An 18,009-nucleotide genomic window follows, 5' to 3' on the forward strand; every position below is an offset into this window, starting at 1 on the left:
TCCTCCCGTGGTGGGCGAGCCTCAGCTCCGAGCCTCGGTCCCGAGCCCAAATCCCGACCCTCAGTCCCGGGCGAGCAGATAGGCCCGGTCGGCGTCGATCAGCACGTGGACGTTGGTGCCCTCGTCGAGCGCCTCGCGGGGATCGCGGCCCGGTTCGGTGACGGTGATCGTACCGCTGGTCGTCTCGACGTCGTAGTCGATGGTCGGCCCGTGGAACGTCGACCGCAGCACCACCCCGATCCCACCGCCCCCGTCGGTGACCGGAGTCAGTTTCATCGTCTCCGGCCGGGTCATCAGGTACGCGCCGCCGTCCTCGGCCGGCAGCGTCGGATGGGCGGCGATGTCCAGCCGCTGCCCGAGCGCGTGCACCGTGGCACGTCCGTCGACGACCGCCTCCGGCACCACCTCGATGAAGTTCGCCCGGCCGATGAAGTCCGCGACGAAGACGCTCGCCGGGCGAAGGTAGATCTCGCCCGGCGCGGCGACCTGCTCGACCCGCCCCCGGTTCATCACCACGATCCGGTCCGACATGCTCATCGCCTCGTCCTGGTCGTGCGTGACGTAGATGCTGGTGATGCCGAACATCCCTTGGATACGGCGGATCTCGGCGCGCATCGATCCCCGCAGTTTGGCGTCCAGATTGGACAGCGGCTCGTCGAAGAGCAGCACCTTCGGCTGCACCACGAGGGCCCGGGCGAGGGCGACCCGCTGCTGCTGGCCACCGGAGAGCTCGTGTGGACTCCGGTCCTCCAGGCCGACGAGGTTCATGCTGGTCAGCGCCATTCTCATGCTGGTGGCGATCTCATCCCGACCCTGTCGTCGCAGCCGGAGGCCGTACGCGATGTTCTCCCCGACGGTGAGGTGCGGAAAGAGCGCGTAGCTCTGGAACACCATCGCCATCGACCGCCGCTGGGGCGGCACCAGGTCGATGACCTTGCCGTCCAGCCGGATGTGCCCGCTGGTGGCGTCCTCGAAGCCGGCGACCATCCGCAGCGTGGTGGTCTTGCCGCAGCCGGACGGTCCCAGCAGGGTGATGAACTCCCCCGGGGCGACGTCGAGGCTGACCGAGTCGACCGCCGTCACCGTGCCGGTACGGCTGGCGAAGGTCTTGGTGAGCGCCTCCAGGCGCAGGGTGCCGGCGCCGGCCTCGGCAGCGGAGGCGACGGCCCGGTCGGGTACGACGGTGGTCATCGTTTCGGCCTTTCGGTGTCCCGGGATCGCGGGAATTGCGGAACAGGGGAGGCGACGCGGTGCAGGTTGGCGCCCGCGCCGACGACGAGGCGGAGCAGCGCGAAGCCCGCCAGCACGATCGCGGTGAGCACGGTGCAGTAGGCGAACGCCACCCCGTACCGGCCGGTGCTGGCGGCGCTGAGCACCTGCGAGGTGATGATCTTCGTTTCCGGCGTGACCAGCAGGACGATTGTCGAGATCGACGTCATGCTCCGGGCGAAGCTGTAACTCAGTCCGGTCAGGAACGCCGGCCGGATCAGCGGCAGGGTGACCCGGCGGAACGTGTAGAGCGGGCCGGCGCCCAGGTCCGTCGAGGCCTGCTCGATCTGCGGATGGATCTGGGTCAGCGCCGCGACCGCCGTACGCTGCCCGGCCGGCAGGCTGCGGATGACGTACGCGACGACTATCGCTGCGGCGCCACCGGCGATGGCACTGCCGCCGACCAGGCTCGGAAACACCTCGATCGGGCCGAGATAGCGCTCCGGCCGGTACGCCAGGACGAAGCCGATCCCCAGCACCGTGCCGGGTACGGCCACCCCGAGGGTGCCGGCGAAGTCCAGCAGAGCTGCCGACCGGCGCAGGTGCCGGACCACCAGCCAGGAGATGACCAGACCGAAGATCGCCGCGATCGGGGTCGCGATGGCCGCGAAGACGACGGTGTCCAGCACCGCCTCCCGGCCGACCCCGGCGAGCACCTCTTCCAGGTAGTCCAGGGTCAGCGTGTTGTCGACCCCGAAGACCCGGGTCACCGAGCCTGCCAGCACGGTGCCGTAGATGCTGACGATCAGGGCCGCGACCAGCAACGCGAGGCCGTAGATCGGCCACCGTACCCAGTTGTCGACCAGGTGCACGCTGCCGGACGGCCGCCCCGTGATGGTGGTCCGGACCTTGCGGCCCAGCCAGTAGCGCTGGCCGAAGTAGAGCAGCAGGGACGGGACGAGCAGGATCACGCAGTAGACGGCGGCGCTGGGCACGTCGTACTCGCCGGTGACCGCGAGATAGGCGCGACTGGCCAGCACCGTGTGGTCCCCGCCCACCACCAGCGGGTTGGCCAGGTCGGCGATCGCCTCCACGAACAGCAGCAGGAACGGGCCGACCAGTCCGGGGGCCAGGAGCGGCAGGATGACGGTGCGCAGCGTCCGCCAGCGGCTGGCCCCCAGGTTCGTCGCCGCCTCCTCCAGCGCCGGATCCAGCCCGCGCAGCATGCCGAGCAGCCCCAGATAGGCCACCGGGAACAGGGACAGCGACAGGACGAACACCAGGCCGTCGAGGCCGTAGATGTCGTACTCCAGGCCGAACAGCCCGTTGCTGATCACGCCGCGCCGGCCGTAGAGCACGACGGTCGCGGTGGCCACCGCGAAGGGTGGGCTGACGATCGGTACGAGTGCGATCACGTGCAGGACCCGCTTGCCCGGTACGGCGAGCCGGGTCTGCACGAAGGCGAACAGGAAGCCCAGCGCGGTGCCGACCAGGCCGACCAGGACGCCCAGGACCAGTGTGTTGCGCAGGATCCCCAGGTCGACCGGGGAGGTGATGAACTCCGCGTAGCGCGGCAGCGCGTCCGGGGCGAAGGCCGCGGTGAGGACCGCGACGAGCGGAATCACGCTGCCGACGACCACCAGCAGTACGCAGGCGACGAGCAGCAGTCGGACGCCGAGGTCGAGCCGACGCCGACGGGGCGGCCCCGGCACCGCTGGATCCGGCGTCCGACCACGGCTCGGGAGAAGGAGGGTCATGACTTCGGCGCCTGGGCCACTTCGCCGTCGAACCGCCGGTTCAGGGCGGTCTTCGCCGCGCCGGCCTCGACCGCGTCGTACTCGACGAGCGGGATGGCGTGCAGGTCCACGACCTTGTCCGAGACCTTCGCACCGGGATTGGTCGGAAACTGGTACGACTTCACGGTCGGCCCGATCTCCTGCGCCTCGACGGTCAGTGCCCAGTCGACGAACTTCCGGGCGCTCACCGGGTTCTTCGTCCCGTTCACCAGGGCGACGCCACCGGTCTCGTAGCCGGTGCCCTCGGCGGGGAACGAGACGGTCAGGTCGGGGAAGCCGGCCTCCTTCGCCGCGACACAGTCGTGCGAGAAGATGACCCCGACCGCCACCTCGCCCCGGGCGGTCATCTGGGCCGGCGCGGCACCGGACTTGGTGTACTGCAGGACGTTCGGATGCAGCCTGCGCATGTACCCGAGCGCCTTGTCGGTGTCGCCGCCGGCCAGCACGACCTGGGTCCACAGTGCCGTGTACGCGGTGCCGGAGGTGGACGGGTGGGCGATGCCGATGTCCTTGGCGAGCTTCGGGTCGAGCAGATCCGCCCACGAGTCCGGGACCGCGAGGCCGCGCTCGGAGAGGAGTTTCGGGTTGCTACAGAACCCGAGAGCTCCGACGTAGACCCCGGTCCAGATCCCGCCCGCGTCCTTGTACCGGGCCGGGATGACCTCCGCGTTCGGCGAGACGTACGCCGTCAGCAGGCCCTCGGCGCCACCGGCGGCGAAGCCGTCGGCCGGGCCGCCGTACCAGACGTCGAACTCGACACTGCCCCTGCCGGCCTTGAGCCGGGCCAGCGCCTCTCCGCTGGAGAGCCGGACGAAGTCCGCCCTGACCCCGGTCGTGCTGCTGAACCGCGCGGTGGTCGCCGCGCACCATTCCTCGGTCGCGCCACAGACGACGTGGACGATTCCGCCGTCCTCGGCGTCCGGCGTGCTGCCGCTGGTGTCCCGGGCGCAGCCCGCACCGGCCAGTACGACCGCCACCGCCACCGCCGTCAACGCCGCTGTCCGTTCCGCGCCTCGTCGCAACTGACCCGTCATGAGGTCTCGACCTCCAAGGTTGGCCTTCGGTTGCGGTCAGGTTATGGGCGGGGAACCCCGACGGCGGTAACACCGGCGTGAGCCCTGGTGACACCGCCGTTACCTGGCCGGCCGGCGCCGGTCCGCTACCCGGGCCGATCGTCCGGTTTCTCGGCGGCGATGTCCGGCATCAGGTAACCGACGCCGCGCAGGGTGCGGAGGTATCCCGCGCCGCCGGGCAGCCCGGCCAGCCGGGACCGGAGCCGGTAGACGGTGGACTTGACCACGTCCCGGCCGCCGATCAGGTCGGTCGTCCCCCACACCTCCCGGAGCAGGTCCTGCCAGGACTGCGGCACGCCGCGCCGCGCTGCGAGGTGGGCCAGCAGTTTGAACTCCGTGTACGGCAGGTCGAGCCGGCGGTCCGCCAGCACGGCGCTCTGACTGGTCAGGTCGATGACCAGCTGGCCGACCCGGATCGCGGAGCCGGGAACGCGGCGGCGGCGCACCAGCGCCTGGGCCCGGAGCGCCACCTCGCGGGGATGGAACGGCTTCGTCACGTAGTCGTCGGCACCGTGCTCCAACCCGGTGATCACGTCGTCGGGTTGGGCGAGGGCGGTGAGCAGCATGATCGGCACCTCGGACCGGGACCGGATCCGCTGGCACAGGGTGAGCCCGTCCATCGCCGGCATCAGGACGTCCAGCACCACCAGGTCGACCGGGCGGGACCGCAGCAGGTGCAGCGCCGTCGCGCCGTCGGACGCGGTGAGCACGGTGAAGCCCTGGGTCTGCAGGGCGAACTCGATGATGATCGTCATCTGCGGCTCGTCGTCGACGACCAGCGCGATCGGGCCTGCATCCCGGTCCGCTCGCGGCCCCACCGGTCCGGCGCCCCGATCGGCTCGTGGCCCTCCCGGGCCGGTCACGACGGGCTTCCGGTCGGCGCGCCGCCGGGCAGGGTGAGCAGGAAGGTGGTTCCGTGCCGCGATGCCGTGTGCACCATGATCTCGCCTCCGTGCAGCTCCACGATGGTCTTCGTGATGACCAGGCCGAGGCCGGTCCCGTCGGCCAGCGGACGGCCGGTGGCGAACCGGTGGAACAACCGGTGCCGTTCCTCCCGCGTCATCCCCGCGCCGTCGTCGGTGACGTACACGGCGACGCCGGTGTCGACGGGGGTCACCCGGACGTCGATGCTGCCACCGGTCGTGGTGAACCGGCTGGCGTTGGAGAGCAGATTGGTGAACGCCTGGGCCAGCAGCATCGGATCGGCCGGAATCCTCGGCATCACCTGTGGGGTGTCCAGGCTGATCCGCTGCTGGCGCTGGGCGCAGAGCGACCGCATCGCGGTGACCACGTCCCGGGCGACCACCGACACGTCGACCCGTTCGAGCCGGGGTACGAACAGGCCAGCCTCGATCTTCGCCTGGATCAGCAGGCTCTCGCAGAGCCCGATGACCTGGGTGGACTGGTGGTCGAGCACCTGAAGGAACCGCTCCTGCGCCGGGGTCAGCGGGCCCGGCGTACCCTCCCGGAGCAATTCGACCGCGCCCCTGATCATGCTCAACGGCGTACGCAGTTCGTGGCTGAGCGAGGTCACCTGGTCGGCCCGTCGCTGGACCAGCTCCTCCAGTTGGGCCAGTTCGGCGCTGCGCGCGGCACTCGTCCGGCGGGTACGCAGGGCCATCAGCCCCGCGCCGGCGAGCCCGCCGCCGAGCGCGGCGATCGTCAGCAACCACATCGGTCCCACCCGTCAGCCAGCGGCCCGGTCGATCCAGCGTATGCCCGAACCCGGCGTCACAGACCTCGCGGTTGTGGTTGGGGAGATCGCGCGGCTCATCGGGCTGCTGAACAACGACTCGGCCGAGGTCGCCGAGGGCGCGAAGGCTGGGCCCTCGTCGAGGTGGACAGTGTCCACCGGGACCGTGGACACTGTCCACATGGTCGACGGGACCCGGACGAGACTTGTCGCGTGCGCCCTGCGGATGCTGGCCGACGAGGGCGTCGAGGCCCTGACGCTGCGCGCCATCGCCCGCAAGGCCCAGATCACTCACAACGCACCGTTGCGACATTTCCCCAACCGGGCCGCTCTGCTGTCCGCGGTGGCCACCGCGGGATTCGACGACCTGGCCGGACGCCTGCGTGGGGCCGCCGCCTCGCCCGGGCTGGTCGGCTCACCGGCCCGGCGGCTCGAGGCAACGGCCCACGCCTACGTGGCGTTCGCGGTGGCGAACCCCGGAATGTTCGCCCTGATGTTCCGCCACGACCTCGTCGACACGGCCGAGCCGGTCCTCGCGGCCGCCAGCCTTGCCGTCTTCGACGAGATGGCCATCCTGGTCGCGGACCGGCAGCACGAGGGCTGGCATCCGCACCTGGACAACAGACAACTCACCGGCGCGCTGTGGTCCGCGCTGCACGGCTTCGCCCAGCTCTGGATCTACCAGGCGCTGCCCACCGCCACCGGTGCACCACCGTTCGCCGACGCGCTGCACACCATGCTGCGAGTCCTCGATCTACGCCCCTCGCAGTGAAAGGCGCCATGTCCACACCACCACGCCGCGTCGCCGTGTTCGACCTTGACGACACCCTCGTACGCGGCGACTCGTTCGCCCTGTTCATGCGTCATCTACTCTTCCGCCAACGGTGGCGAGCGGCGCTGGCCGTGCTGTCCGCGCCGGTGCTGTGGCCGATGCTGTTCGTGCCCGCCAGCCGGCGCATCGCCATCGGCGGCATGCTGTGGATCGCCTCTGCCGGGCTCTCCGAGGCGGAGTTCACCGGCCTGGCGAGGCGCTTCGCCACCGCCCACGCGGACCGGCGCATCCGGCCGGCACTGGACCGGTTACGGCAACACCTGGACGCCGGTGACCGGGTGGTGATCGTCACCGCCTGCGCCGACCCACTGGCCAGCGCCGTCTGCGCCGAACTCGGCCTGCCGGACGTCGAGATCATCGCGGCCCGGCTCCAGCACGGACGCGCCGGAATGCGCCCCGCACTCGGCTGCCGGGGAGCCCAGAAGGTCGACCGCCTGCGTGACGCCGGCATCAGCCTCCCGGTCGACTACGCCTACACCGACAGCGCCGTCGACCTTCCCTTACTCAAGGTGGCCACCCACCGGTACCTCATCGAGCCCTCCACTCGCCATCGGGACCGCATCCGAGCGGTACTGCCCGACAACGTCACCGTCCTCGACACGACCACCACGCCGTGAACGGGGCCAGGGAGCTGCCGGGCCAGCGGCCAGCCGCGCACCGACGACTCAGCCAGTGGACCGGCGGTGGAAATTCGACCTGCCGTGGATGCCGACCGGCACACCGGAGCAGCCACGACGACCTCGGACAGCGAGCTCGTGCCCGCCGTCGCCGGAGGCCGACCGCCTCGGCGCCGGGCAGGTAAGCGCCGTCCTCCTAGACTGGTACGCACGCCGAACGTGGGCGCGCCGTCGGCCTGGGACGGACGACCAGTGCAGCCGTACCCGGAGAGGATGCCAGCCGATGAGCCTCGACGCCGCCGACCAGCACCGCCGCGCCGTCACCTTCCAGCGGTTGCACCAGGGGCCGACCTTCGTACTTCCCAATCCTTGGGACGCTGGCAGCGCGCGGGTGTTGACCCAGTTGGGTTTCCCCGCGCTCGCCACCACCAGCGGCGGCCTCGCCTTCACCCTCGGTCGCCGCGACGGGGTGGGCCTGGTCAGCCGGGCCGAGACGCTGGAGAACATCCGGGCCGTCGCCGGGGCGACCTCGCTGCCGGTGGCGGCCGACCTGGAGAGTGGCTTCGGCGACTCGCCGGACGACGTCGCCGAGACCATCCGGCTCGCCGCCGAGGCCGGCGCCGTCGGTGGGTCGGTCGAGGACGCCACCGGGGATCCCGCCGATCCCATCCTGCCGCTGCCCGAGGCGGTACGCCGGGTCGAGGCGGCCGTGACCGCGGCCCGTGCCCTTCCGTTCCCGTTCACCCTGGCCGCGCGGGCGGAGAACTTCCTCTACGGTCGGCCGGACCTGCCCGACACCATCCGCCGACTGCGGGCCTACGGTGCGGCCGGCGCCGACGTGTTGTACGCGCCCGGGTTGCCCGATCTCGACGCGGTCCGCTCGGTCTGCGCGGCGGTGGACAAGCCGGTGAACGCACTCGCCGGAGGCTCACCCGCGGTGACGGTGGCGATGCTCGCCGACTGCGGCGTACGTCGGGTGAGCGTCGGCTCGGCGTTGGCCAGGGCGGCGCTGAGTGCCTTCGTCGACGCGGCCCGGGAGATCCACGAGACGGGTACCTTCCGGTTCGGCAGGAACGTGCTGGGCTACGCCCAGGTGAACCGCCTCTGGTCGGACCGCCTCCGATAGCCGCGCCGCCTTTCGACGGGCGGACCGGCTCCGACAGGTGCCGAACCCGCATCGCCGCGGCTGAGGTGCACGGTTCTGTCGGTGCCCGTGGGCATACTGGCCGGCAGCCATCCACGGCGCATGTTCCGATCGGAGGGATGATCATGACAGCCTTGCTAGCCATCGGCACCAGCAAGGGCCTGTTCCTCGCCACCAGCGGTGCTGACCGCAGGAGTTGGCAGATCAGCGGGCCGCACTTCCCGATGACCGGCGTGTACGCGGTCGCCATCGACAAGCGTCGGGAGGCGCCCCGCCTGCTCGCCGGAATAACCAGCTCACATTTCGGCCCCAGCGTGGCCACCAGCGACGACCTGGGCGAGTCCTGGCAGGAGCCGGCCGAGGCGCCGCTGGCCTTCCCGTCCGGCACCGAAGCCAGCCTGGAACGGGTCTGGCAACTCGCCCCCGGCACGCCGGACGAGCCGGACGTGGTCTACGCCGGCACCCAGCCGTCGGCCCTGTTCCGGTCGGTGGACGGCGGGATCCACTACGAGATGGTCCGCCCGCTGTGGGACCACCCGCACCGCAAGCAGTGGGGTGCCGGCTTCGGCGGTCAGGCCGTGCACAGCGTGCTTCCGCACCCGGCCGACCCGGCGCAGGTCCTGGTGGCCATGTCGACCGGCGGGGTCTACCGCACCGGCGACTCCGGTGCGTCCTGGCGACCGCAGAACACGGGCATCCGCGCCTACTTCCTGCCGGACGAGTGGCCCGAGTTCGGCCAGTGCGTGCACAAGGTCGCCCGGGACGCCGGTGACCCCGAGTTGCTCTACGCGCAGAACCACCACGGCGTCTACCGGTCCCGCGACGGAGGCGTCACCTGGGAGTCGATCGCCGACGGACTGCCGAGCGACTTCGGGTTCGCGATGGTCGCCCATCCGCACCGGAGCGGGACCATCTACACCTTTCCGCTGGTGGCGGACGGCGAGCGCTTTCCCGTCGACCGGCGATGCCGGGTCTTCCGCTCCACCGACGCGGGCACGACCTGGGAGCCGTTGACCAACGGGCTGCCGACCGAGGCGTACTACCCGGTGGTGCTGCGCGACGCGATGTGCGTCGACGATCTCGACCCGGCCGGCGTCTACTTCGGCACCCGGTCCGGCGAGGTCTACGCCAGCGGGGACGAGGGCGACTCCTGGTCGCTGGTCGCCGCACACCTTCCCGACGTGCTCTGCGTCCGAGCCGCGCAGGTGTGAGGTGGTCACCATACTCGTGCCCGGGGCGCTGCGGACCGACACGGCCGGTGCGAGCCGGTTGACCGTCGGTACGGCGGGCACCCTACGCGCCGTACTCGACGAGGTGGATCTGCACTGGCCCCGGCTGGCCCGGCGGATCCGGGACGAACAGGGCGAGCTGCGCCGCTACATCAACGTGTACGTCGACGGCGAGGACTGCCGGCAGTCGGGCGGTCTCGACACCCCGGTCACCGACGAGGCGGAGGTCCAGGTCATTCCCTCGGTCGCCGGCGGCTGACCGGCCCCCAGAGGCGGGTTCGGGCTGTCCGCCGACTCGGGGTGCGAACGGCCCTCGGTCGGCCTACCGTGGTGATTGTTGGTCAACATCTTCCTGATGTTGGCCGGCGGTTGGTTGTCCTCGGCCAGGGGCGGGCGTGGGATGGGACGGCGGTCCGGGCCGGGCCGGCGGCCGGAGACGGAACCGGAGTCTTCCGTGGGATCCCCGCACGTGTCGCTCGATGTCCTCGTTGTGGAGGCTTTCCATGTCCGACTGGCGTTCGCGCGCGCTGCGTCCCGCGAAGCGGGCTCTGCGCCGCTCGCAGGACCGGTATCCGCAGTCGCCACCGGAGCTCTCCATGGACCCGCGCGGCGGCGAGCCGGGGAAGCCCCCGCCGGCGGAGGAGAGCGTGGTCACCTCGGCGATCTACCGGGACGGCCAGCGGGTGGACGGTCCGCCCAACCTCGCGGAGACCTGCCAGCGGCTGCGGGACCAGCCGGGCACGATGGCGTGGATCGGGTTGTACCGGCCGACCGAGGCACAACTGCTCACCGTGGCCGAGGAGTTCGGGCTGCACGAGCTGGCCGTCGAGGACGCCATCGTCGCGCACCAGCGCCCCAAGCTCGAACGGTACGGCGACACCCTGTTCGTGGTGCTCCGGGCCGCCCGCTACCTCGACGAGTCGGAGGAGGTGGACTTCGGCGAGGTGCACATCTTCGTCGGCGCGAACTTCGTGCTGACCGTACGGCACGGCCAGGCTCCCGACCTGACCGCCGTGCGGCGACGGATGGAGAACGATCCTGATCTGCTGCGCCTCGGTCCGGAGGCCGTGCTGTACGCGATCCTGGACAGCGTGGTCGACGGGTACGCCCCGGTGGTCGGCGGGTTGCAGAACGACATCGACGAGATCGAGACCGAGGTCTTCGGTGGCGATCCCCGGGTGAGCCGCCGGATCTACGAACTCTCCCGTGAGGTGATCGAGTTCCAGCGGGCGACCCGGCCACTGCTCGACATCCTGTCCGGGCTGACGGCCGGGTTCGAGAAGTACGGCACCGACGAGGAGTTGCGGCGCTACCTCGGCGACGTGGCCGACCACGCCACCACCGCCTCGGAGCGGGTGAACGAGTTCCGCCAGATCCTGGCGGACATCCTCACCCTGAACGCCACCCTGGTCTCGCAGTCGCAGAACGAAGAGGTGAAGAGCCTGACCCAGGCCAGCTACACCCAGAACGAGGAGATCAAGAGAATCTCCGCCTGGGCGGCGATCCTGTTCGCCCCCACGGTGATCGGCACCGTGTACGGGATGAACTTCGACCACATACCCGAGCTGCACTGGACCCTCGGCTATCCGTTCGCGCTGTTCCTGATGCTGATGGTGTGCAGCACCCTGTTCATCCTCTTCAAGCGCCGCGACTGGTTGTGACCGGTCGGCCGGCGCGACCTACAGCCACTTGTTGCGCCGGAAGCCCCGGTGCATCGCGACCGCGCCGACCAGCATCACCACCAGCACCACCCAGAAGCCGTACGGCGCCGTCAGCCCCGGTATGGCCTCGAAGTTCATCCCGTAGATCCCGGCGATGAAGGTCTGCACCGCGAAGATCGCCGCCCAGGCGGCAATCTTGCGCATGTCGTTGTTCTGGTCGACCGACACCTGGGCCAGCCGCGCCTGGAGGATCGAGTTCAGCAGGTCGTCGTAGGCGGTGACCCGCTCCACCGTACGGACCAGCACGCTGCCCACGTCCCGGAAGTACCGGACGACCGGCCTCGGCAGTTCCCGGTCCTCGAGCAGCTCGGCGAACGGACGCTGTAACGGCGCCACCGCCCGCTTGAACTCCATCAGCTCCCGCTTGAGCTGGTAGATGTGCGCGATCCGCTCCCGGCCCCGCCCGGCGGCGAAGACCTGCTCCTCCACCGCGTCGATGTCTGCCTCCACGGCGGCGGCCACCTGGACGTACGAGCCGATGAGCTGGTCGCAGACCGCGTGGGCGACCGCCCACGGGCCGAGTGCCAGCAGGGTGGGCCGGGCCTCCAGACCGGCCCGGACCGGCCCCAACGCACCCGGCGCGCCGTGCCGCACGGTGATCACGAACCGGGGGCCGACGAAAACGGTCACCGAGCCGGTCTCCACCACCTCGGACGTCTCGGTCAGCTCCGAGTGCTCGACGTACCGGGTGGTGCGGAGCACGATCACCGTCACCTGGTCGTACCGCTCGACGGCGGGCCGGTGATCACGGTTGTGCGCGTGCCCGGCGACCAGGTCGTCCAGCCCGAACGTCCGGGCGATCGGCGCGAAGTCCTCCTCCGTCGGCTGGTGCAGCCCCAACCAGACGAACCCCCGACCCCGACGCGCCGCCGCCAGCGCTTCCCGGTAGTCGGGCCGCCCCGGCATCCGGCGGCCGTCGGCGTACGTCGCGCAGTCCACGACGCATTCCGCGTTCTGGCTGTTCTGCCCCGGGGCGTACGCGGGCAGCCCGTCGACGTTGAACATCCGGGCCATCACCCGGCGTACCGGCTCGGCCCACCGGGTGCGCGTACCGCCCAGGCCAGCGTTCCGTTCGTACCCCGTCATCCCCGGATGCCCCTTTCCGCGCACGGTCCACTGGCGTGCATCGAACCATCCGTAGCCGAGCCGCCCGGTTCCGGGTCCAGCCGCCTGGTGAGGTTCCACACCGGTGGCCTCGTCGGCGGCCGACCCGAGCTAAACTTGATCATTAGGCGGCGCCGGAACGCGACCGCCCCGGACGAGAGCGCTGCCGTACCCGGCCCTGCAAAGACGGCGCGCAGAAAATCATGACACCTGTCGATCTGATCGAGGTCGGCGGCTCGCTGCTGATCCTCTCGGCCTTCGCCGCCGCCCAGACCCACCGGCTCTCCCCGCACTCCGTGCGCTACCTACTGCTCAACATCGTCGGTTCGGCCGTACTGGCGGTGATCGCACTCCTGCACCAGTCGTGGGGATTCCTGCTGCTGGAGGGAAGCTGGGCGATCATCTCCACCGTCTCGTTGCTCCGGATGACGCGCCACGACGACAGGACCGCGGCCCGGACCAGCGGCGCCCAACGGGCGGATTCGCCCGGCCGGTGACGCCACCGGCGGTTACGTCCACCACGACAGAACCGCCGCCGGCTGTCAGGAGCCACCGGAATCGCCAGCTGTGGCGGCGTAGCCGCGCTGGCACACTTGCCCACATGGTCGACTGGTACACGCAGTCCGAAGTGGATGGGGACGTCATCCGGATCTCGGAACCGCACGTCAACGAACTTCTGTCGGCGAACTTCTGGTGGCTGCGCGGCAACGATCGGGACGTCGTGGTCGACGCCGGGATGGGTGTCGTCGCCCTGCGGGAGGCGATTCCGGGCATGTTCGAGCGCGATCCGATGGTCCTGCTCACCCACGCGCACCTGGATCACGTCGGTGGGGCATCCGAGTTCGGTGACCGGGCCGCCCACCCCGCCGAGGCGGAGCTCCTGGCGGCGGGGATACCGGCGAGCCTGTACGGCGCGGAACTCTACGACAAACTGGGGATCGACCCGGCGGGAGAACCTGTCCCGGAACTCATGATCGACGTCCCGCCCGGCCCCGGCTACGACCCGGCCAGCTACCGGGTCGAACCGATGAGCCTGAACCGCGTGCTCGACGACGGCGACCGCGTCGACCTGGGCGGGCGGGTACTGACCGTACTGCACCTGCCCGGCCACACACCGGGAAGCATCGCCCTGCTGGAGGAGCGCACCGGAACCCTGTATTCCGGCGACGTCGTCTACGACGGCGCCTTGATCGACTACCTGCCGAACTCCGACGTGACCGCCTACCGGCGAAGCATGGAGATCCTCGCCGACCTCGACGTGTCCGTCGTCCATCCCGGCCACGGGCACAGCTTCGACAGGACCCGCCTTCGCCAGTTGGCCCAGACCTACCTGTGCAGGAGTGCTTAGGTTGGGTCGGGTTCGTGGGTCGGCCCGGCGGACGACAACACCGTGGCCAGGAGCGGCCGAGGCCAACGGGCGGATTCGCCTGCTCGGTGACGCCACGAGCGGTTACGTTGAACTTCGACAGAACCGCCGCCGGGCCGTCGGAAGGAAACGCGATGGCGAACGCCGTTCCGGATCCGTCGACGGTCTCCGTCGGGCTTCGTACCGCCGCGCACGTCGGGATCTCCGTCTCCGACCTGGACCGCTCGGTCGCGTTCTACCAGGCGCTCACCGGTGCTGACCCCGTGGTCCGGGACGAGAGCATGCACGGTGCCGGCTTCGCCCGGTCCCAGGGCCTGCCCATCACCCGGCTGCGGTACGCCACGTTCCGGCTCAACAACCTCGGCATCGACCTGATCCAGTTCCAGGAGCCGACCGGGAAGGCGGCGGAGGTGGCCGCGAACCGGCCCGGCTCTATGCACCTCTGTTTCGAGGTGGAGGACCTGCGGACGGTGTACGACCGGATGCGGGACGCCGGGTTCGAGTTTCTCGGCCCGCCGTACACCTTCACCGTCGAGGAGGTGTCGCCGCCGGACGCGGCTGGCACCGAGGTCGCCTACTTCAACGACCCGGACGGGACCAACCTCGAACTCATCGCCCCGAAAGGCGGCTTCGCCAGATCAGGCTGAGCCGACCAGGTTGGTAGGACAGCAGGGCGTCGTCGTGCGCTGTCCGGCCTACGGCCGGCGGGCGACCTCGGCGACGAACGCGCGCCAGGCGTTCGGCCCGAAGGCCAGGGCCGGTCCCCGCTGGTCCTTGCTGTCCCGGACCAGCACCCGGCCGGACAGGTTGTCGGCCACCTCGACGCAGTTGCCGCCGTTCGTGTTGCTCCTCGTCGCCTTCCGCCAGTTCGGGGTCATAGCTCGCTCGCCATCCTCACGATCAGGTCCCGGGACATGTCCCGGGGAAGTGCCACCGAGCGTATCGCGTCCCAGACCCGCACCATCGCGGCAACCTGGTCCGGATCGGCGATCACCCGCCCCGACGCCTGGTCTTCGAGGTACGCCGTCTCGCCCCCACCGGGCAGCGCCGCCAGGACCAACGGTCCGGTCTGTCCGACGTACAGACCGGCGGATCGCGGTACGACGTGGATGAAGATCAGTTGCCGTGTCGACCACTCGGCGAGTTTCTCCAGTTGTGGCTTCATCAGCGTCGGCGAGCCGCGCATCAGCGCCAGTTCGTCGATGACGAAGGTACAGACCAGGGGCTTCTCCCGGCCGAACACGGCGGTCTGGCGCTGCATCCGAAGTGTCAGCCGCTCCTCTGCCTCGTCGGGACTGAGCAGGCCGGCGTTGAGTAGCGCCCGCGCGTACTCCTCGGTCTGGAGCAGCCCGGGAACAAAGTTGGGTTCGTGCGACCGGAGCGATACGGCCTCAAGCTCGATCTCCGGCCACGCCTGGAACCACTCCGGCGGCAGGGCCTTCCGGGCGTCGGTCGCCAGCTCCTGGATCAGGTCTCCGGAGCCGAACACCTCGTCCAGGTTTCTCGCCGTGTCCGGCATCGGCACCAGCCGGGCCGTCTCGAATTTCGCGATGAGCGACGTGCTGACCCTCAGGCGTTCGGCAAGCCGCTCCTGAGTCACCCCGTGGGTTGACCGCAGGACCTTGATGATTTTCGGAAGACCAGTGTTCCTCATTTATTACCGACCTTTCTCGCTCAAGGCGAATTGTTCCCGGATGCGCCACGTCATGCCTGACCTCGAAACATCGAACGGTGTACGCAGCCCATCTTTCGCTGTTCCTAAGATCAGGTCCAGAGTGGAAAGCAGCGGAGTCGACAACACTCATCGCGTCGGAAGGCACTTTTCGAAAGCTCATCCGGGACCAATCGGCTTCGTCACGGAATCCGCTCGCAGAAAGGGCGACCAACGGAAGCGGTGCTTCCCGGAGCGCGCGACGGCGGACGCCGCCGACCAACAGGTAGCCGACCATCCAGAACTCGCCTGCGTGCGCGGAAGCCCATGGGGACGAGCCGCAGGCCGAGGCGCGGGGCCGCTGGGATTGGACAAGCCCCCTACAGTGAGCCCGGTCTTGAGACAGGGAGGCAGCAGTGACACGAACGTTCCCGGATGAGTTGCGGCTGATGGGGACGCGGTGGCAGATCGTCGGAAGGTCCTTGCGACCGGTGATCGCCTTCGCGCTGGTGCTCGGCTATGCCGCCCTGCTCGGCGCGCGCGGGCCGCGGCTGTGGCTCCTCGCCCCGCTGCTGCTCGCGGTCGCCGGCTGGGGGGTCCTCTCGCTGCTCTCGCTGGTAGCGCAGCTCACCGGCCGACCCGCCGGCCTCGGACCCGACGGCGTCCGCCTGCGGGTGCGGCAGTGGCAGCGGCGTGTGGTCACGATCCCGTGGGACGAGGTCACGCTGGTGTGGATCGGGCACCTCGGCCGCCACCGCTACCTGTGCCTGAACGCCGACCCGCGCGGTGCGCACGCGGACGAGTGGGACCCCCGGGGCAACCGGTACACCAGCCGATACCGCCCGCTCTCCGTCCACCTGCCCAGATCCGTGTCCACCGAGCACGTGACAGCGGTGGTGGCCGCGTTCAGCGCAGGAGCGGTCACGGTCGCTGATCGCGGACCGGACGCGCAGCCGTTCGGTGACCGCCGGGTGCACGGTGGTGCGGCGGTATTCGCCAGGGCGACACTGCTTGCGCTCGTGCTGGCCGGGCTGCCGACACTACTGGGCCTCGCCCCGCCGTGGAACCAGCCATGGTGGCCCGGGGTGACCGGCGTGGCCGCCCTGCCCGAGCCGTGTGCCGTCTTCACGGCCGAGCACGCGGCCGCACTCGGCATCACCGACGCTGAACTCGTTCAGGACGGCGCGTATGTGCGCCGCTGCGATTACACGGTGCCCCAGGGGACGCTGACCGTCGGGCTCGAGTTGCACCACGCGTTCCTCGGCCGCAGTGCCGAGGACGCCCGCAAGAAGGTCCAGGAGTTGTCCGGGTCGCTCGGTGCCATGCCGGTCCGAGTTCCCAGTGTTGGTGACGAGGCCTGGCTGGTCAGCAACCCGCAGGGCACCACGACGATGATCGATCGCAGCGTGGCCCGCCTGGTCGCCCGCCGCGCCAACGTCGTGCTGCTGATCCTGTACGGCGGCGAGCAGCAGCCCGACGCCGCCCAGGCCGCCGTCATCGACACGGCCCGCGCGACCCTGGACGCCCTGCGGGTGCGGTAGCCCGAGGCACGCGTGCCGGACCGTCGACGTCACCACACCTCGCCGGTGGCCGGGTTGGGTGATGCAGCCTCCAGACAACGTCACCGTCCTCGACACGACCGCCACGCCGTGAACGGGGCCAGGGAGCTGCCAGGCCAGCCGCCAGCCGCGTACCGGCGATTCAGCCGGTGGACGGCGGTGGGAAGTTCGATCTACCGTGGATGCTGACCGGTGCACCGGAGTAGGCCACGACATCGTGACCAGCACCACCACGATGGAGAACGCTCACCTCACGAGGTTGAAGCGCAGGTGTGTGACGCGTGGCGATTCGATCACGGCGGTTCGTTCGAGTTCGATGTGGTCGGTGCCCAGGCGGTCGAACAGACGCGTACCGGTGCCGAGGAACACCGGTACGAGTTGCACGTGGATCTCGTCCACGAGCTCGGCCCTGATGAACTGTTGTCCGGTGGTCGGCCCACCCATGATCAGAACACTCCTGTCGCCCGCCGCGTGTCGCGCCTGGCGCAGCGCGCTGTGGAGTCCGTCGGTGACGAACGTGAAACTGTCGCTCTCCATGTTCAACGGATCGCGCGCCTCATGAGTGATCACGAAGCACGGCACCGGGAACGGGGTGTCCTGCCACAGGCCCACACCGATGTCGAACGTCCGCTTGCCGATCACCACGGCACCGGTCGTCGCGTAACGTTCCCGTGCCTGCTCGGCGTCGACCCCGACGGGGGTGACGCCGTCGGCTGCCACCGCGCGGTCCCCGCCGCCGTGGAACAGCCACTCATGCAGCCGCTCGCCACCTCTGCCCATCGGTCGTTCGGCGGTGACGTCAGGTCCGGCGGCGAAACCGTCCAACGACACGCTCATGCTCAACAGGACGCGACCCATCTGGTTCTCCTTGTCGTTCACGTTCCGGTCAAGTCATGTGGGCGGGGAGACGGGCCGTGCGGGCACGAGCACGGTCAGCAGAACGGCGGCGGTCAGCGGAAGTCCCGCGGAAATCCGATGGTCGCCGGAGCGTTCGGTTGTGCGGCGGGTGGTGGGC

The 18,009-nt window shown here is 70.1% G+C and carries 19 protein-coding genes and 1 riboswitch; of the genes, 10 read left to right on the forward strand and 9 right to left on the reverse strand.

Annotation, left to right across the window (positions count from 1 at the left end; all coding sequences use genetic code 11):
- Nucleotides 1-60: 60 nt before the first annotated feature.
- The 5 genes from I0C86_RS29100 to I0C86_RS29120 form a co-directional block, all read right to left on the reverse strand.
- On the reverse strand, nt 61-1,191 hold the full coding sequence (locus I0C86_RS29100) for an ABC transporter ATP-binding protein (RefSeq protein ID WP_196204506.1): 1,131 nt from the start codon (nt 1,189-1,191) through the stop codon (nt 61-63).
- Nucleotides 1,188-2,966 (reverse strand): ABC transporter permease, encoded by a 1,779-nt coding sequence (locus tag I0C86_RS29105; protein WP_196204507.1) that lies wholly within the window; start codon nt 2,964-2,966, stop codon nt 1,188-1,190. The genes I0C86_RS29100 and I0C86_RS29105 overlap by 4 nt, the downstream gene beginning before the upstream one ends.
- Complete coding sequence (locus I0C86_RS29110; RefSeq protein WP_196204508.1) at nt 2,963-4,039, reverse strand: ABC transporter substrate-binding protein; 1,077 nt, start codon at nt 4,037-4,039, stop codon at nt 2,963-2,965. Before I0C86_RS29110 ends, I0C86_RS29105 begins: the two co-directional genes overlap by 4 nt.
- 125 nt (nt 4,040-4,164) lie before the next feature.
- Entirely contained in the window at nt 4,165-4,941 is a 777-nt protein-coding gene (locus I0C86_RS29115; protein ID WP_323373901.1) for a response regulator transcription factor, read from the reverse strand.
- Nucleotides 4,938-5,753, reverse strand: coding sequence for a sensor histidine kinase (locus I0C86_RS29120; RefSeq protein WP_196204510.1), 816 nt, complete (start codon nt 5,751-5,753; stop codon nt 4,938-4,940). Before I0C86_RS29120 ends, I0C86_RS29115 begins: the two co-directional genes overlap by 4 nt.
- A gap of 73 nt (nt 5,754-5,826) precedes the next feature.
- On the opposite strand from I0C86_RS29120, the gene I0C86_RS29125 reads away from it, so the two are divergent.
- The 6 genes from I0C86_RS29125 to I0C86_RS29150 all read left to right on the forward strand — a co-directional run bounded on the left by I0C86_RS29125 (nt 5,827) and on the right by I0C86_RS29150 (nt 11,254).
- Nucleotides 5,827-6,543 carry a TetR/AcrR family transcriptional regulator gene (locus I0C86_RS29125; protein ID WP_323373902.1) on the forward strand — a complete coding sequence of 239 codons (717 nt, stop codon included), beginning with the start codon at nt 5,827-5,829 and terminating at the stop codon, nt 6,541-6,543.
- A gap of 8 nt (nt 6,544-6,551) precedes the next feature.
- On the forward strand, nt 6,552-7,220 hold the full coding sequence (locus I0C86_RS29130) for an HAD-IB family phosphatase (RefSeq protein ID WP_196204511.1): 669 nt from the start codon (nt 6,552-6,554) through the stop codon (nt 7,218-7,220).
- Nucleotides 7,221-7,503: 283 nt separating this feature from the next.
- Entirely contained in the window at nt 7,504-8,346 is an 843-nt protein-coding gene (locus I0C86_RS29135; RefSeq protein ID WP_196204512.1) for an isocitrate lyase/PEP mutase family protein, read from the forward strand.
- Nucleotides 8,347-8,489: 143 nt separating this feature from the next.
- Nucleotides 8,490-9,575: a WD40/YVTN/BNR-like repeat-containing protein gene (locus I0C86_RS29140; protein ID WP_196204513.1), complete on the forward strand. Its 1,086-nt coding sequence runs from the start codon at nt 8,490-8,492 to the stop codon at nt 9,573-9,575.
- A 1-nt stretch (nt 9,576) separates the two neighbouring features.
- Entirely contained in the window at nt 9,577-9,852 is a 276-nt protein-coding gene (locus I0C86_RS29145; RefSeq protein WP_196204514.1) for a MoaD/ThiS family protein, read from the forward strand.
- Between the two features lie 244 nt (nt 9,853-10,096).
- A complete protein-coding gene (locus tag I0C86_RS29150; RefSeq protein ID WP_196204515.1) occupies nt 10,097-11,254 on the forward strand; it encodes a magnesium and cobalt transport protein CorA in 1,158 nt (385 codons plus the stop codon).
- Nucleotides 11,255-11,272: 18 nt separating this feature from the next.
- Here the strand turns inward: I0C86_RS29150 and I0C86_RS29155 are convergent, their stop codons facing one another.
- Nucleotides 11,273-12,400, reverse strand: a complete 1,128-nt coding sequence (locus tag I0C86_RS29155; RefSeq protein WP_196204516.1) for a magnesium and cobalt transport protein CorA — start codon at nt 12,398-12,400, stop codon at nt 11,273-11,275.
- Between the two features lie 154 nt (nt 12,401-12,554).
- Nucleotides 12,555-12,614: riboswitch (guanidine-III (ykkC-III) riboswitch) on the forward strand.
- A gap of 7 nt (nt 12,615-12,621) precedes the next feature.
- Between I0C86_RS29155 and I0C86_RS29160 the strand changes: the two genes are divergently transcribed.
- From I0C86_RS29160 to I0C86_RS29170, 3 genes are all read left to right on the forward strand, one after another.
- The gene (locus I0C86_RS29160) at nt 12,622-12,915 is read left to right on the forward strand and encodes a CBU_0592 family membrane protein (protein WP_196204517.1); all 294 of its coding nucleotides are present in this window, start codon (nt 12,622-12,624) and stop codon (nt 12,913-12,915) included.
- A 104-nt stretch (nt 12,916-13,019) separates the two neighbouring features.
- Nucleotides 13,020-13,766 (forward strand): MBL fold metallo-hydrolase, encoded by a 747-nt coding sequence (locus tag I0C86_RS29165; RefSeq protein ID WP_196204518.1) that lies wholly within the window; start codon nt 13,020-13,022, stop codon nt 13,764-13,766.
- A gap of 152 nt (nt 13,767-13,918) precedes the next feature.
- Nucleotides 13,919-14,431, forward strand: a complete 513-nt coding sequence (locus I0C86_RS29170; RefSeq protein WP_196204519.1) for a VOC family protein — start codon at nt 13,919-13,921, stop codon at nt 14,429-14,431.
- Nucleotides 14,432-14,479: 48 nt separating this feature from the next.
- Here the strand turns inward: I0C86_RS29170 and I0C86_RS29175 are convergent, their stop codons facing one another.
- Together I0C86_RS29175 and I0C86_RS29180 are read right to left on the reverse strand one after the other, a co-directional pair.
- On the reverse strand, nt 14,480-14,662 hold the full coding sequence (locus tag I0C86_RS29175; RefSeq protein ID WP_196204520.1) for a DUF397 domain-containing protein: 183 nt from the start codon (nt 14,660-14,662) through the stop codon (nt 14,480-14,482).
- Complete coding sequence (locus I0C86_RS29180) at nt 14,659-15,438, reverse strand: helix-turn-helix domain-containing protein (RefSeq protein WP_196204521.1); 780 nt, start codon at nt 15,436-15,438, stop codon at nt 14,659-14,661. The genes I0C86_RS29175 and I0C86_RS29180 overlap by 4 nt, the downstream gene beginning before the upstream one ends.
- A 413-nt stretch (nt 15,439-15,851) precedes the next feature.
- On the opposite strand from I0C86_RS29180, the gene I0C86_RS29185 reads away from it, so the two are divergent.
- Complete coding sequence (locus I0C86_RS29185; protein WP_196204522.1) at nt 15,852-16,976, forward strand: hypothetical protein; 1,125 nt, start codon at nt 15,852-15,854, stop codon at nt 16,974-16,976.
- 264 nt (nt 16,977-17,240) lie between these two features.
- Here I0C86_RS29185 and I0C86_RS29190 read toward each other — a convergent pair whose 3' ends face one another.
- The gene (locus I0C86_RS29190) at nt 17,241-17,852 is read right to left on the reverse strand and encodes a dihydrofolate reductase family protein (RefSeq protein ID WP_196204523.1); all 612 of its coding nucleotides are present in this window, start codon (nt 17,850-17,852) and stop codon (nt 17,241-17,243) included.
- Nucleotides 17,853-18,009 lie beyond the last annotated feature (157 nt).

The organism is Plantactinospora alkalitolerans, assembly GCF_015690345.1.
Classification (GTDB): Bacteria; Actinomycetota; Actinomycetes; order Mycobacteriales; family Micromonosporaceae; genus Plantactinospora; species Plantactinospora alkalitolerans.